Origin of the sequence: Salipiger mucosus DSM 16094 (assembly GCF_000442255.1) — a bacterium.
Lineage (GTDB): Bacteria > Pseudomonadota > Alphaproteobacteria > Rhodobacterales > Rhodobacteraceae > Salipiger > Salipiger mucosus.
Genome location: NZ_KE557279.1, coordinates 54,303 through 69,494, shown reverse-complemented (window position 1 = coordinate 69,494; position 15,192 = coordinate 54,303). Strand labels below are relative to the sequence as shown.

The 15,192-nt window shown below is 64.9% G+C and carries 10 protein-coding genes, 1 tRNA gene and 6 pseudogenes; 8 read left to right on the top strand and 9 right to left on the bottom strand.

Going from position 1 to position 15,192, the window contains the following annotated elements; translation table 11 throughout:
* Positions 1-5 precede the first annotated feature (5 nt).
* The 6 genes from SALMUC_RS17625 to SALMUC_RS17600 all read right to left on the bottom strand — a co-directional run bounded on the left by SALMUC_RS17625 (position 6) and on the right by SALMUC_RS17600 (position 7,781).
* Entirely contained in the window at positions 6-1,070 is a 1,065-nt protein-coding gene (locus SALMUC_RS17625; protein WP_037372209.1) for a Gfo/Idh/MocA family protein, read from the bottom strand.
* A gap of 94 nt (positions 1,071-1,164) precedes the next feature.
* On the bottom strand, positions 1,165-2,655 hold the full coding sequence (locus tag SALMUC_RS17620) for a UxaA family hydrolase (RefSeq protein ID WP_020040410.1): 1,491 nt from the start codon (positions 2,653-2,655) through the stop codon (positions 1,165-1,167).
* Between the two features lie 170 nt (positions 2,656-2,825).
* Positions 2,826-4,418 (bottom strand): TRAP transporter large permease, encoded by a 1,593-nt coding sequence (locus tag SALMUC_RS17615; protein ID WP_020040411.1) that lies wholly within the window; start codon positions 4,416-4,418, stop codon positions 2,826-2,828.
* The gene (locus SALMUC_RS17610) at positions 4,418-5,245 is read right to left on the bottom strand and encodes a TRAP transporter small permease subunit (protein WP_020040412.1); all 828 of its coding nucleotides are present in this window, start codon (positions 5,243-5,245) and stop codon (positions 4,418-4,420) included. The genes SALMUC_RS17615 and SALMUC_RS17610 overlap by 1 nt, the downstream gene beginning before the upstream one ends.
* A gap of 110 nt (positions 5,246-5,355) precedes the next feature.
* Positions 5,356-6,378: a TRAP transporter substrate-binding protein gene (locus tag SALMUC_RS17605; protein WP_020040413.1), complete on the bottom strand. Its 1,023-nt coding sequence runs from the start codon at positions 6,376-6,378 to the stop codon at positions 5,356-5,358.
* Positions 6,379-6,764: 386 nt separating this feature from the next.
* Positions 6,765-7,781: a TRAP transporter substrate-binding protein gene (locus tag SALMUC_RS17600; protein ID WP_021120577.1), complete on the bottom strand. Its 1,017-nt coding sequence runs from the start codon at positions 7,779-7,781 to the stop codon at positions 6,765-6,767.
* Between the two features lie 215 nt (positions 7,782-7,996).
* Here SALMUC_RS17600 and SALMUC_RS17595 point away from each other — a divergent pair, with 215 nt between their 5' ends.
* Complete coding sequence (locus tag SALMUC_RS17595) at positions 7,997-8,701, top strand: GntR family transcriptional regulator (RefSeq protein ID WP_020040415.1); 705 nt, start codon at positions 7,997-7,999, stop codon at positions 8,699-8,701.
* Positions 8,698-9,545, top strand: a pseudogene (locus SALMUC_RS17590) (fumarylacetoacetate hydrolase family protein). Before SALMUC_RS17595 ends, SALMUC_RS17590 begins: the two are co-directional and overlap by 4 nt.
* A gap of 318 nt (positions 9,546-9,863) precedes the next feature.
* Here SALMUC_RS17590 and SALMUC_RS29080 read toward each other — a convergent pair.
* Together SALMUC_RS29080 and SALMUC_RS29975 are read right to left on the bottom strand one after the other, a co-directional pair.
* A pseudogene (locus SALMUC_RS29080) lies at positions 9,864-10,733 on the bottom strand (IS5 family transposase).
* A gap of 62 nt (positions 10,734-10,795) precedes the next feature.
* Positions 10,796-11,305: a hypothetical protein gene (locus tag SALMUC_RS29975; protein ID WP_156883555.1), complete on the bottom strand. Its 510-nt coding sequence runs from the start codon at positions 11,303-11,305 to the stop codon at positions 10,796-10,798.
* Positions 11,306-11,576: 271 nt separating this feature from the next.
* Between SALMUC_RS29975 and SALMUC_RS17575 the strand changes: the two genes are divergently transcribed.
* The 6 genes and pseudogenes from SALMUC_RS17575 to SALMUC_RS17560 all read left to right on the top strand — a co-directional run.
* Positions 11,577-11,666 (top strand) — tRNA-Ser (locus SALMUC_RS17575).
* Between the two features lie 349 nt (positions 11,667-12,015).
* A pseudogene (locus tag SALMUC_RS29970) lies at positions 12,016-12,243 on the top strand (hypothetical protein); the annotation flags it as partial.
* A 107-nt stretch (positions 12,244-12,350) separates the two neighbouring features.
* Positions 12,351-12,796 (top strand): annotated as a pseudogene (locus SALMUC_RS17570) (IS21 family transposase); the annotation flags it as partial.
* 30 nt (positions 12,797-12,826) lie between these two features.
* Complete coding sequence (locus SALMUC_RS31865) at positions 12,827-12,952, top strand: phage integrase central domain-containing protein (RefSeq protein ID WP_425414316.1); 126 nt, start codon at positions 12,827-12,829, stop codon at positions 12,950-12,952.
* A 9-nt stretch (positions 12,953-12,961) separates the two neighbouring features.
* A pseudogene (locus tag SALMUC_RS31715) lies at positions 12,962-13,681 on the top strand (tyrosine-type recombinase/integrase).
* A 221-nt stretch (positions 13,682-13,902) separates the two neighbouring features.
* Positions 13,903-14,519, top strand: a pseudogene (locus SALMUC_RS17560) (IS5 family transposase); the annotation flags it as partial.
* A 215-nt stretch (positions 14,520-14,734) separates the two neighbouring features.
* Here SALMUC_RS17560 and SALMUC_RS30545 read toward each other — a convergent pair.
* Entirely contained in the window at positions 14,735-15,160 is a 426-nt protein-coding gene (locus SALMUC_RS30545; RefSeq protein ID WP_020040424.1) for a globin domain-containing protein, read from the bottom strand.
* Positions 15,161-15,192: the final 32 nt, after the last annotated feature.

Here is a 15,192-nt window from a genome sequence, read left to right as displayed (position 1 = left end):
CTCCTTCAGGTTCCGTTGTAGTCCCCGGGGACCTCGCCCCGGCGGATGGGCCGCCCGCGGTGCCTGGAGAGGGCGGCGGCCAGTGTCATCTCGAGCGCGGCGATTCCGTCCGCGCCGGTGCAGAGCACGTCGTCACTGCCGCCCGCGACAACGGCGGCAAAGCGTTCGACCTGCGCGAGCAGCGGGTCGACCGCGGCCAGCTCGGGCCCCGGGGTCCGGGCGAGCGGTTTGCTCCATTCGATCTCGCCCGGTGCGCCGCGTCCCCAGCGCGTGAGCGAGGGAAACTCCAGCGCCCCCTCGTTGCCGATCAGGCGCAGGTAGTCCTGCCCCGAGCCGGCGATGGCGGGATTCTCGTTGCTTGCGGCCTCGAAGGACCAGGGCGAAGCGCCGGCATCGGACATCAGGAACGAACCCAGTGCGCCGCTGTCGAAGCGGAAGGCGAGCGCCGCCGTATCCTCGATCTCGTGCCCCCGGGCCGCAGAGGAGAGCAGCGCTGTGACCTCCTCGACCTCGCCTACGAAAAAGCGCAGCAGGTCGATCTCGTGGCTGAGGTTGGTCATCAGCGGGCCGGCACCGGGTTTGCGGCGCCACTCGGCCTCGTAGTAGCTGTCGTGCTTTCGGAGCGACCAGCAGCCCTGCACGGCCACGAGTGTGCCGATCTGCGCCAGCGCCTCGCGGGCCTGCAGCGAGAAGGGGTGGCAGCGGCGGTGGTGCCCGGTGAAGAGCGGCAGGCCTGCGCGGTCGGCGGCAGCCACCAGCGTGCGGGCGTCGTCGAGCGTGCCTGCGACGGGTTTCTCGACAATCACCGCCATGCCGCGTGCGAGCGCCGAGGCGCCGCTGGTGGCATGGTCGGGTGTGGGAGTCGCGACCACGGCGCCGCGGGTGTCGCCCGGCACCTCGTCGAGCGTGGCGACCACCGGAAGGCCCATGTCGCGCAGCTCGGCGCGGCGGGCCTCAACGGGCTCGACGACGGCGGTGAGGCGGGTCTGCTCGGAGGTCTGCGTCAGCTCGATGTGGCGCATGCCGATCGAGCCGCCGCCGACCACACAGAGGGGCAGGGGGGCACTCATGAGTGCCCCCCGGTGCGGCTGTGCGCAAAGTCGAGCAAGGGAGCTTGCCGGACCCCTCGAAGGGGCCCGGCGGACGTGAGGTCGCAGGTCGGCATCACATCACCGCGCCGACCTGCCAGGGCACGAACTCGTAGTCGCCCAGGCCCTGCGCCTCGGACTTCGTCATCTCGCCGCTCGCCATGCGCAGCCACATCTCGTAGATCTCGCGGCCGACCTCTTCGACGCTGGCGCCCTCGGTGAGGATGCGGCCCGCGTTCACGTCCATGTCCTCGGTCTGCTTCTCGAAGAGCTGGGCGTTGGAGGCCACTTTCATGCAGGGGCTGGGCTTGGAGCCGAATGCCGAGCCGCGGCCGGTGGTGAAGCACACCAGGTTGCAGCCCGAGGCGATCATGCCGGTGACGCTGGCCGGATCGTAGCCGGGGCTGTCCATGAAGGTGAAACCCTTGGCCGTCACCGGCTCGGCGTACTTGTAGACGCCCATGAGCGGCGTGGTGCCGCCCTTGGCCACGGCGCCAAGCGACTTTTCCAGGATGGTGGTCAGGCCGCCCTTCTTGTTGCCGGGCGAGGGGTTGTTGTCCATCGAGCCGCCGGCCCTCTCGGTGTAGCCTTCCCACCAGCGGATGAGCTCGATCAGCTTCTCGCCGGTGGCGGGGTCGGCCGCGCGCGCGGTCAGCAGGTGCTCGGCGCCGTAGACCTCGGGGGTTTCAGAGAGCACGCCGGTACCGCCCTGGGCGACCAGCAGGTCGCAGGCGTGGCCCACCGCCGGGTTGGCGGTGATGCCCGACCAGGCGTCCGAGCCGCCGCACTCGAGGCCCACCATCAGGTCAGAGACCGGGCATTCCTCGCGCCGGGCCTTGTCGACCTCGGGAAGCATGGCCTCGACCTGGGCGATGCCGGCCTCTACCGTCTTGCGGAGGCCGCCGACGTCCTGGATGTTCATGGTCTGGAAGAGGGGGCCGGGCGTCAGGCCGTAGGCCTCGACCAGCCAGTCGATCTGCATGCCCTCGCAGCCGAGACCGGCCATGAGCACGCCACCGACGTTGGGGTTGCGGGCATAGCCCCACAGCACGCGCTGCAGGAACTCGAAACCGGTGCCGTCGCCGCCCATGGCGCAGCCGGTGCCGTGGACGAAGGCGACGACGCCGTCGACGTTGGGATAGGCCTCGAGCCGCTCGGGCGTGAAATGCTGCGCGATCATGCGGCCCGCGGTGGCCGAGCAGTTCACCGAGGTCAGGATCGCGATGTAGTTGCGCGTGCCGACCCGGCCGGTGTCGCGGCGGTAGCCCATGAAGGTATCGCGCGTCGCGGGCTCGGGCGCGGGGCGCAGGTTGGTGCCGAACTCGTACTCGGCATCGACGTTGCGGAACTCGAGGTTGTGCGTGTGGACGTGCGCGCCCTTGGCGATGTCCTCGGCCGCATAGCCGATGAGCTGGGCGTACTTGTGCACCGGGGCGCCCTTGGGGATGTCTTCGGCGGCCATCTTGTGGCCGCGCGGGATCAGCTGGGTCGCGCCTTCGTCGCCCACCTCGAGCGGTGCGACGGCGGTGACGACGTTGTCGTCCTCGGACAGGCGAATGGTCTTCATGGGAGCCTCCTGGCTTACCGGAAACGGTGTCTGGCGTGGCGGGGCTCGGGCGGGCCGCGGCAGGGCGGGCGGGCCCGAGCGGGAAAGAGGGGCCGGATTGGCATGCGCTCCGGCAAGCGCGACGCCGGGGCGCGACAGGCGCGCCCCGGCGGGATCTTGTCAGGTGCCGCTCAGAGGAAGAGCGTCACGATCGGCGGCCAGCACAGCAGCACGGTCAGTGCCAGGAGCTGCAGCCCGATGAAGGGCAGGAAGCCGCGGAAGATGTCGGTGAGCGAGATGTGCGCCGGGGCCACGGACTTCAGGTAGAAGGCCGCCGGACCGAAGGGCGGCGACAGGAAGCTCACCTGCATGTTCATGCAGAAGACCACACCGAACCAGATCGGGATATAGCGTGCGTCGATCGACGCGAGAAAACCGATCTCTTCCGACGGAAGCCGCAGCACGATTGGCAGGAACACCGGCATGATGAGCAGCACGATGCCGATCCAGTCCATGAACATCCCCATGATGAGGAAGATGACCATCATGACCAGGATCACGCCCATTGTCGGCATCTCGGCTCCCACGATCAGGTTGGCCACGTAGGTCGGGCCACCCGACAGGGTGTAGGCCGCTGCCAGTGCCGCGGCACCGATGGTCACCCAGATGATCGTGCCGGTCGAGCGCAGCGTGCGCATCAGGCTGTCCCAGACCACGTCGAAGGTCATCTCGCGGCGGAGCAGGCCGATGACGAAGACCGCCACGGCGCCCATGCCGGCCGCCTCGGTGATGCCGGTGATGCCGCCGTAGATCGAGCCGAGGACCACGCCGATCACCACGACGGGGGCGATGAGGCCCTTGCCCATCTCCCAGCCCTTGGCGGTGCGTTCGCGGCCCACCAGCAGGAAGACGATGGCGGTGAAAAGCACGAAGGCGCCGATCAGCCAGGGGATGTCCGACACCATGCCCAGAAGGATCGGATCGACGCCTTCCTGCACCGTGTTGGCTCCGGTGACGGTGAAGAACAGGGCCCGCAGGATCATGACGCCGACGATCCACATGCCGAAGCGCGACAGGAAGCCCAGGAACATCATGCCCTTTTCGCCGCCCTGCGGGTCACCTTCCTTGGCCGGCGGAAGCGGCGCCTCGTCGGGGTTCATCTGCGTCCGGATGAAGATGTAGATGATGAAGAAGGTCGCCAGCATGAAGCCGGGCAGGAACGACGCCGTGAACAGCGCCTTGATCGAGGTCTCGGTGACGAGACCGTAGAAGATCAGGACGATCGACGGCGGGATCATGGTTCCGAGCGAGCCGGAGGCGCAGATCGTGCCGATGGCGAGGTTCTGGTTGTAGCCCAGCCGCAGCATCTGCGGCAGCGCGATGAGGCCCAGCAGCACGACTTCACCGCCGATGATGCCGGACATCGCGGCCATGATGACGGCCATGATCGAGGTCACGAAGGCGATGCCGCCCCGGGTCCGCGACAGCCACATGTTGAGCGACGTGTACATGTCCTTCGCGATGCCGGATCGTTCCAGCAAGGCAGCCATGAAGATGAACAACGGCACCGATATGAGCACGTAGTTCGTCATCTGCCGGTAGACGGCCTGGCCGAGCACCGAGAAGGGCCCCCGGCCGAAGTCGCCGAAGAGGATGCTCGCATCGAACTTCAGCATGAGCGTGACCGCGGCGAGGAAGGCCGAGGCAAAGCCCAGTGGCATCCCGATGGCCAGCAGGGCGAAGATGCCCAGCAGAAGGATCAGGCTGAGTGTCCCGATATCCATTATTTATCTTCTCCCAGGGTTCGGCGCAGGTTCTCGATCTCGGTCTCGTCGATCTCGTCTGCGGGCGAATGGTGCTCGGGCGCCTTGTTCCAGTCGGCGATCAGGTTCGAGATCGACTGGATGGTCACAAGGACGATGATGATCAGGATCGCCGGTTTCACGATGCCGGGGATCGGCGGATCCCACGCGGTGCCGAAGGTCTCCATGCGCAGGAAGCGGGTCATGGCGTCGTTGTAGCCGCCCCAGACCAGCGTCACGCAGAAGCCCACGATCAGCAGGACCGAGATCACGTCGGCCGTCTTCTGCATCCAGCGTGGCATGATGTCGTAGATCACGTAGATGCGGATGTGGCTGCGCTGCTGCATCGCGTACTGACCCGCGAAGAGGAACACGAAGGCCGCGATCCAGAGCGACAATTCGTTCGCCCAGAGGGTCGGCGCCTCGAAGACGTAGCGCGAGACCACTTCGTAGAACATCACCAGCACGATGATGGCGATGGCCATCATCGCCAGGCGCGAGGTGACCAGCGACAGGATGTCGAAGAACCCGTGCGGTTCGGGCTCGATGGCGCCGATGTGGTCCGACAGGTAGATCGAGGTGAACAGCAGCGTGCCGGTGATGGCCGCCAGCATGAGTTGCACGATGGGCCGGCCTGCCGGGCGGATCATCTCGTGCATGCCATATGCGTTTTCCGGGTCCATGATTTTCATGGCCACGAGGTAGATGAAGAGCAGTGCCGTCACGACCGCGAACGCGATCGCGATCAGCCTGACCGGACCGCGTAGCGATCCCAGCCAGACGGACTGCGATTGAGATGTGTCTTCCATGCTCGGGCTCCCCGCCAAGGCGATGCTCGGGTTTGGTTGGTTCAAAAAAGGCGAGCCCCCTAGGGGGCCCGCCGCAGAGTTTCGGGCCAGCGTTCAGACGCTGCCGTGAATCAGCTGTCGCTGCCCAGCAGGCCGAGGTCCGTGAGGTACGCCTTGTGGCTCTCGAGGATTGCGCGGGCCTGTTCGTTCTTGTCGCCCCAGCGCTCCCAGGCAACCTGAGCGGCTTCGCGGAAGGCCTTGCGGTCTTCGTCGGACCATGCGTGCAGGGTCACGCCCTGCTCCTGCAGCTGTGCGGCCGCTTCCGAGTTTGCCTTCTCGTTGTAGAGGGCAATGTGGAAGGACAGCTTCTGCCAGGCGGTGTCGATGATCCGGCGCTGCGCCTCGGTCAGGCCGTCCCAGACGTCCTTGTTGCAGGCCAGGTGGTCGGCCGGCATCGAGTGGAAGCCCGGGTAGGTGGCGTGCTTCACGATGTCGTAAAGGCCGAGGCCCACGTTGTTGGCAAGGCCGGACGCGTCGGCGCCGTCGATGATGCCGGTTTCCAGCGCGGTGAAGATCTCAGTGAAGTCCATCACGATGGGCGATGCGCCGAGCTCTTCGAAGATCTCGGTTTCCATGCCCGGGGGCGAACGGAACTTCCAGCCTTCGAGATCCTCGGGGCCGGCGATCGGCGTCGAGGAGGACAGCGATTCCTGGCCGTAGATCGACCAGCCGATCAGCTGCATGTTCTGCTCGTTGTAGAGCTTCTGTGCCGCCTCGTAGCCGCCGCCGTAGTACAGCCAGCTGTACTGCTGCCACGGCGTGTCGTAGCCGCCCATCAGGTCGCCGACGAACTGGAAAGCCGGGTTCTTGCCGGTCTGGTAGGCGCCGCCGGTGGCGTCGCAGTCGACGATGCCGTTGATGGCAGCGTCAAAGGTTTCGGTCGTTGCGACGACAGAGGACGAATAGAACATCTCGATGGCGATATTGCCGTCGGACATGGTCTGGACGTCGTCGATGAAACGCGCCAGCGCCTGACCCGTGGGGTGCTCGGTCGCGTAGTGCGTCTGCATGCGCAGGGTGACATCCTGCGCCATGGCCGGCACTGCGACGACAGCGGCGCAGGCGGCGGTTTTCAGAACGGACTTCAATTTCATAGGTTTCCTCCCTGAAGGGGGCACGCGCCCCGGTTCCGTGGCGCTCCCTCAATGCGCCAGATGGTATACCATCGAAGGGGACGCTAGCGCAGTCGGTGCGGTCCTTTCAACGGTTTTTTGGTATACCAAATCCGATTTTGTGGTGCTTCGATTCTGTCAAGCCGTTGATTCAAGGCTTTTGGGACGGATCGGGCGTAGCTTGCGGCGCGGGGTCGCGGGGCAGGGGGCGTCATGGGCACGATTGCTGCGTCGCAGCGTTCTTCAGGGGCGAGCGCACCCGGCGAATCCCCTTCCGAAGCGCGCGGTGCGAATCTGCCAAACGGAAACGGCGGCGCCCGATTCGGGCGCCGCCGCATGTGGTGTCGCGAAACGCGGACCGGCCGCGATCAGTCGGAGATCAGGCCGAGTTGACGCATGTAGGTCTTGTGGCTCTCGACCAGCGACGCGGCCTCGGGGGTACGCTCCGCCCAGCTGTCCCAGGCCGACTGCGCCGCCTCGCGGAAGGCCGCGCGATCCTCGGCGGACCAGTCATGCAGCGTCACGCCCTGCTCCTGCAGCTGTGCCGCGGCCTCGGCATTGCGCTTCTCCATCGACAGCGCGACCTGCAGCGTCAGCTTCTGCATCGCGGTCTCGATGATCCGCTGGTGCTTTTCGCTGAGACCTTCCCAGACGGCCTGGTTGCACGCCAGGTGGTCCGAGGGCTGCGAGTGGAAGCCGGGGTAGGTGGCGTGGCTCACGATGTCGTAGAGGCCCAGGCCCACGTTGTTGTAGAGACCCGAGGCGTCGGCGCCGTCGATGATGCCGGTCTCGAGCGCGGTGAAGATCTCGGTGAAGTCCATCACGATGGGCGATGCGCCGAGTTCCTCGAAGATCTCGGTTTCCATGCCCGGGGGCGAACGGAATTTCCAGCCCTCGAGATCCTCCATGCCCGCGATCGGGGTCGAGGACGACAGCGATTCCTGTCCGTAGAGCCACCAGCCGATCAGTTGCATGCCCTGCGCGTTGTAGAGCTCCTGCGCGGCTGCCATGCCGTCGCCGTAGTAGAGCCACGAAAGCTGCTGCCAGGGAGTCTCGTAGCCGCCCATGATGTCGCCGACGAACTGGAAGCCGGCGTTCTTGCCGGTCTGGTAGGCGCCCGAGGTCATGTCGCAGTCGAGGATGCCGTTGATGGCCGCGTCGAAGGTCTCGGTCGAGGCGACGACCGAGGACGAGTAGAACATCTCGATGTCGATTTCGCCGCCCGACATGGTCTCGACGTCATCGGCGAACTGGGCCGCCATCTTCCCGGAGGGATGCTCGGTCGCATAGTGCGTCTGGATGCGCAGGGTGACCTCCTGCGACAGGGCGGGGGTGGCGGCCACCGCGGCGAGCGCGGCACCTTTCAAAAAGAGTTTCAATGACATGTGGTCTCCTCCCGAGACGTTCTTGCAGTCTGTTACCGGCGCCCTCCCTTGGCGCCGGACGGCATCTGGCATGCCGTCCGATCGTGACGCTAAGGTAATCGGGGCTTCACAATCAACGATTTTTGGTATACCAAAAACATCATGCCAAGGTCTCCTTCCCCTCAGCGGGGACCTCTAGTAACTCCAAGCAAGTCTTGGACACGGAGCGCCTTTGGATGTCTGACAGCACCTTGCCGGAGCATATCGCCGACCAGCTTCGGCGCGATATCCTGCGGGGCAAGTTGCCCCCGGATACCACGATCAAGGAACGCGACAACGCGGCCGAACTGGGCGTGAGCCGGACCCCCATGCGCGAGGCGATCCGCATCCTCGCCAAGGAGGGCCTGGTCGTCCTCCGCCCGTCGCGCAGCCCGGTCGTGGCACAGCCCACCGTCAAGGAAGTCCACGACCAGGTGGTTGTGCTGCTCGCGCTCGAGAAGCTCTCGGCGCAGATCGCCTGCCACGAGGCGACGGAGGCCGATCTCGACGAACTCGATTCGCTCAGCCAGCAGATCGCCGAAGCCTACGACACGGCCGATGCGCTCGATCTCTTCGAGATCGACATGGCCTTCCACCGCAAGATCGCCGAGGCCGCGCACAACGCGGCGCTGGCCGACACCCACCGCTCCTACCTTGCGCGGCTCTGGCGTGCGCGGTTCCTGTCGGCCACCATGCGGCGCAACCGCGAACGGGTGGTCAGCCACCACAGCGCAATCATGACGGCCCTGCGCGACCGCGACCCCGTGGCGGTCGAGGTGGCGCTGGACCAGCATCTGGGCAACCTCGCCGAAGACATTGTCGCGGCGATGGAAGCCGACAACGCGGCGCGCAAGGCGGAAGCCGAGGCGCCGGAGGGAACGAAGCAGAAAGGACAGACATGAAGCTTCTCAGAGTGGGCGCTCCCGGCGCCGAGAAACCCGCCGTTCTGGATGACGGCGGCGTGATCCGCGACGTCTCCGGCGTGGTGCCGGACTTTGCCGGGCAGGGCGTGTCGCTGGAGGCGCTGGACGCCATCCGCGCGCTTGACCTGTCGGCCATGCCCGAGCTGTCGGCGGACGAGCGCGTCGGCGCCTGCCTCGCCTCGGTGCCGAACTTCTTCTGCATCGGCCTGAACTACGCCAAGCACGCGGCCGAGACCGGCGCAGAGCCGCCGAAGGAGCCGATCGTCTTCAACAAGGCGACCTCGGCGCTGTCGGGTCCCTTCGATCCGGTCGTCATCCCGCGCGGCTCGGAAAAGACCGACTGGGAGGTCGAGCTGGGCGTGGTGATCGGCCGCGAGACGCTCTACGTCTCCGAGGCCGACGCCCTCGATTACGTCGCGGGCTACTGCGTCATAAACGACATGTCCGAGCGCGCCTTCCAGATCGAGCGCGGCGGCCAGTGGATCAAGGGCAAGTCGGCCCCCACCTTCGGCCCCTGCGGTCCGTACCTCGTGACCGCGGACGAGGTGGGCGACCCGCAGGCGCTCAAGCTCTCGCTCGATCTCAACGGCAAGACCGTTCAGGACAGCGACACCTCGGACATGATCTTCGGCGTGGCCGAGATCGTCAGCTACCTGTCGAAGTTCATGAAGCTGATGCCGGGCGACATCATCGCCGACGGGCACGCCCGTCGGGCGTGGGCATGGGCATGAACCCGCAGCGCTTCGTGAAGCCCGGCGACGTGATGGAGCTGCGAATCGACAAGCTCGGCGAGCAGCGCCAGGAGGCGGTTGCCGCCGACTGACCCGGCGCGGACGGACGCCGACCATTGGGCTGGCGTCCGCCTGTACCCGCAGGGCCGCGCCGGTCATCCCCGGCGCGGCCCTCGCGCTTTCCGCGACGGCGTCCCGCGCCGTATCCGCGGAATCGAACATGACCCCATTATCGGCTTGTTTCTCCGCGTCTGCCCCCAAGACGGATCAGCGGAGACGTAGCCGAGTGGTCGAAGGTGGTCCGCCTGCTTGAGGACTTTAAATCACTGGAAATAGAGGACGTTTCTGGATGCCGGCCTGGAATTGACAAGTCCTTGCCAGCATTGCCGGGGCTCAGGACTCGTTCCCGCTCACAGCCAGAAGATGACGGTTGCGGCGAGTGCGATCGCCGAGAAGAAGGTCTTCGGGCATCGGTCGTACCGCGTTGCAACGCGCCGCCAGTCCTGGAGCCTGCCGAACATGATCTCGATGCGATTACGGCGTTTGTACCGCCGCTTGTCCATTGCCCGGCAGTGCATTGCGCAGCAATGTCACGAAAGGGGGCCGGACGGGCGTCTTCCGTTTCTTCCGGCCCGGGATGCAAGGACATATCTTCTTGTCCTGCAAGGCTTCTCTGAACCGGTCGGCATCGTAGCCGCGATCTCCGTGAAGCCACTTGACGTTGGGCAGCCCGCTGACGAGCGCACGCGCCCCGATGTAGTCGCTGACGGGACCCTTCGTCAGGAACAGGTCGATGGGCCGGCATTCTCCATTGTCGCTCGGACCAATGGCGCGACATGGCTCATCTGTCGCAGATGGCGTGCAGCTTCGTGTTCATACCGCCCTTGGTTCGGCCAATCAGGCGTCCACGCCCCCCTTTTTAACGCCCAGGCTGGACGCCGTGCGATGGGCCTTCAGATGGGTGGCGTCGATCATCACAGTCATCTCCTCGCCGCGCTCGGCGGCCAGCCCCGCCATGATCCGGGCGAAGACGCCTTTATCGCTCCATCGTTTCCAGCGGTTGTAGAGTGTCTTGTGGGCGCCATACTCCCCGTTCGGGTCGGCCTCGAACCGGTGGCGGTTCGAGCCTCACCGTCGCGCCACTGCAAGCCGTTGCGATTGATGAAGATAATGCCACTCAGAACCCGCCGGTCATCGACCCGGGGCTTGCCATGCGACTTCGGAAAGTAAGGCTCAAGACGCGCCATCTGCGCATCGCTCAACCAGAAAAGATCAGACAGGTTCACCGCTCATTTTCGAGCGGTGAATCACGATCGCCCAACCAAATCAATGGGTCCTGAGCCTAATCGTTCCCGGTGGCCGCAGATCGTGCTGCAGCCCACGGATCGAATACTTTCCACGCGGGCTTGCGCTGCCGGGGCTTCGAGGCTTCAGGCGAGAGCATCGCTGTCGTCGAGGCGCGCTTGTAGTCAGGCCCAGGCAATCCTGCCTGCCAGGCGCGTAGCTGTGCCCTTCGCCAGAGCATCGGCTTTTTCCGTAGCGGGATAGGGTCGGGAAAGCTCGCATCTGGCTTCGCCAACCCGCGTCGCCTGGCGGAGCGCGGCGACTCCCCGAGGATGCCTGCGACGTCGTCCGCCGTGCAGTGTGGCAGCTTCAGTTCGTCCCAGCGCGATCGTGGAGGTGGCGCGAGCCCCTCGGCTGCCCAAATGGAAGACCACGCGTATCGGCCGCCGACGTTGCGGACGCCGATTTTCCGCGCGAGCTCACGGGCAGCCCTGGCCGAGGGCAGTCTCCAATACATAGCGAGCTCTTCGGCGCTCGCAGAACCCGGGTCCTTGCTGTTGGTCTTCATGTCCCAACCTCCTTCTGGAAAGGAGATCGGATCGTGCAGACCCGGCCGGAAACGACCTTGGCAGATTCAAGGGCACGTTCGGCCTGCGCGGCCTCACAAAACGCTTGACGCGTTCGAGGGCGCTTTCGCTGTAAGGGAAATTGACCAGATCTTGCCCAAACTTGGTGCCTCTCAGTGCCTCTTGAAGCGGTTTTTGACGGAAGGGAGATTTTTGACGATGAGGGCAGTTTCGCCTTGTAACCCCCGTGTTTCCTTGGCTATACGCGTCGACGGAGGCGTGGCCGAGTGGTCGAAGGCGCTCCCCTGCTAAGGGAGTAGGCCCGGAAGGGTCTCGAGGGTTCGAATCCCTTCGTCTCCGCCATCCACCCCTGACATAACCCGAAAGTTCAGGACGAGACGCGCTCGCGCGCCTTGTTTTCGGGAATATCACCTTACTGTCACCTTTTGTCGCGACCTGTCGCGGGGTCACCTGTTACCCCCGCGTTACCCCGAGCCGGGTAGGCGCTGTCGGGGCAACAAAATCGGGATTCTCAAAAGAAAGACAGAAACTTATGCTCACAGAAGCCGTCAACCGCAAACTGGAACCGAAATCCACCCGCTACTCCAAGGCCGACTCAGAGGGACTCTCCATCGAGGTCACCCCTTCCGGCGCTCGCTCGTGGAAGCTCAGCTACCGTTTCAACGGTGCGTAGAGAAAGCGGACCCTCGGACCCCATCCTCTCGTCAAGCTGGCCGACGCGCGCGAACAGCGCGACGAGATCAAGAGGATGGTCCTGCGGGGCATCGACCCCGAAGCGGTCGAGGATGGGGAGGAGGAAGCCGCCGAGAAGTCTTGGTTCGACCTGTGTTCCGAGTTCATGGAGAAGCGCCGCGCCGAGGGGGCCAACCCCCGCACGATCACATCGCTGGAGCAGAAGCTACGAAAGACCTTCCTGTGAACAGGCGTGCAAAATTGACCCCTTAGAGGGGTGATCGGCGTCCCAAAATGCCCCCCTTACACTGACGTGGATGATGCCCCCGAAGTCATCGGGGAACACGGTGTGGGATGTTGGTCGTGGAGACGATTGCGAAGATGCGGCGGGCGTATTTTCAGGATTGAGGCATTGAGCCGCCATTGGTCCGAGGCCAATGCCGAACAAGTCGATCAAGCAGATCTGCCGCGAACTACGGGTCTCGCGGAACACGGTGCGCAAGGTGATCCGGTCCGGGGCGACCGAACTGACCTACGAGCGCATGATCCAGCCGCTGCCGAAGATCGGCCCCTGGACGGGTGAGCTCGATGACATGCTGGCGGCAAATGCCCGGAAGGCGAAGCGTGAGAGGCTGACCCTTATCCGGATCTTCGAGGAGCTGCGGGCCCGCGGATACGACGGCGGTTATGATGCAGTTCGGCGATATGCAGCGTCGTGGAACAGGGAGGAACGGGAGGCGTCTGCGGCCGCCTATGTCCCACTAACCTTCGATCCAGGCGAGGCCTGCCAGTTCGACTGGAGGTAAGGAGGATCAGGAAAGGCGCCAGTCCTGCGCGAAGAGGATGCAGCCCAGCGGTATGAGAACGCCCGTAGGGTACGCGGCGCGGCGAGCTGTGTTTTGCGCTGCGGCATCGCGACCGGCGACTGCGACCGGGATGTCGCCGCTGATCTCTAGGGCGCGATCGTGGCGCCGAAGAAGCAGGGCTTCCCCGCAGTCACGGAGCGCGACGAGGTGGAAGTCTTGATGCGCGCCGTCTGGGACTGCCCGGGCGGCTTCATCACGCAATGTGCCCTCAAGCTCACCGCTCTGACATGGCTGCGCTCCTCGGAGCTGAGGTTCGGGACGTGGAACGAAATCTCGTGGGAAGACGGCTTGTGGGTCGTGCCCGCCGGGAGGATGAAGCGGAAGCGCAAGCATATCGTCCCGCTGGCGACGCAGAGCCTCGCGACGCTCAAGCTCCTCCGCTCCTTCACCGGGCATAAAGGCGACCTGATGTTCCCTGCCCAGGGCCGCACCGGGCCGGTGATGTCGGAGAACACCATGGAGGCGGCGATGAAGTCGCTCGGCTAAAAGGGCAAGCACGTCCCGCACGGGTTCCACAAGACAGCCTCGACGAACCTCAACGAGCAGGGGTGGGACGAGCGGTGGATCGAGAAGCAACTCTCGCACGAGGACAAGAACAACGTCCGGCGGGCCTATAACTCGGCCGAGGACCTGGAAGGGGCGGACGCGGATGATGCAGCACTACGCGGACTGGCTAGACGAGATGCGGATGACGACGTGATGCGGTCAGGGTTCCCGGGCGGGAGGAGCGGCGCCCGGGAACCCTTGCGCGCCAACCGGGGGAGCGGGCACGAACACGACACTGGCAGCGCGAGGCTAAAATATCTTTTAAATTTATAGTCGCCACCAAGGAGATTATTTCCCATCTCGTGCAACTAGAGCCAAATCATCTCTCGACCTGACGTTAACTCTCCCGACGCGAGGTCGTTTTCCTCGAATACGCCGACCTTTCACAGATCGCTAACCCGGATCACGAACCGGGAGTCCCCAGCAAGAAGGGCATGAACCTGAACGGCATGTGGCTCCGCGACGGCGAGCGGTGGGACTCGGACAAGCAGACTGTTCAGGTTCCGTATCGCCGTGTCGCAGGTCCGTTGAACCTTCTGATCGACAGCACCGGGATCAAGTTCTTGAGCGATGGCGAATGGCAGACCCGAAAACACGGGCCACAGGGCCGGCGCCAATGGCGCAAGGTGCATCTGGCCATGGACCCGGCCACGTCCGACATCCGCGCCCTGGAATTGACCCCCAGCCGCGACGGCGACAGCCCGGTGCTTCCCGGCCTGCTCGGTCAGATCCCAAAAGATGAGCAGATCGGCACCGTGACCGCCGACGGCGCCTACGACACGCGCCGCTGCCACAAGGCCATCATCGAGCGTGAAGATGCTCCGATCATTCCGATCCGGAAAAAGGCTGCCTGCGGAAAGACGATTGCCCTGCGGTACGCGCCCGAAACGAGACACTGCGCGCGATCCGACACTACGGGCAGGCGTTCTGGAAACGCTGGACCGGATACCACGTCCGCAGCCGTATCGAGGCGGGTCTGCGCTGCCTGAAAGCCCTCGGCGAGCGGATCATGGCCAGAGCCCCTCGCCAGGCAGCCGAAATCCACATCCGCATCGCCCTCATGAACCGCTTCAACGCCCTCGGTACCGCCGAGATCGTCCGCGTGGCATAACGTCAGGGGGGAAGGGCAGTCACGCCTCAGCCGAGAGTTGCGCAACAACGCCGGTCGGGGTATGGGACTGATCATCCCTTCAAGTTAGCGCATTGGAATCACGAGGTGAATCCCTCATAGGCTTTGCGCATCAGAGCCGTCCAACGGCCTCCAGTTGAGCGTCAGTAGAGGGAAAATGCACTCCGAAAGCTCCCCGACGCGCAATTCTCTTGAGATCAGAACCGGTTCGGCTTTGGCATCTCCTCATTGATCATTGCCGAAGCGACAGCTTGATAGGCCTTCGTCCACGCGTCGGTAGCGCCATTCGGCATCTCCTCCCCCGCCGCCTCGACGAGCGTCTGCAGGAGGATCCTCCCCACCAAATCGAAATGCTCCGGCCGAACGCCGAGCGCGGCGTGACTGGCGCCGAGTTGCCGGATCGTCGGCAGCAGGGGAGCGAGGTCGTCGAGGCTGTCGACCACGATGGCCAGCGTCTCCATCAGCTTGCGTCCCTGCACCCGCGGCCCGTTGGTGAACATGGGCCGGACCTCGGGGGCGGCGCGGAACAGGTTCTTGTAGAAACGCTCGCCCAATTCGGCGCGATTGGCTGCGACCAGCAGCCAACTGGCGCGGATCGCCTTGATCTCCCCTTGGGTCAGCATCCTGTGCAATATCCTTCTGAAAGAGCCCCACA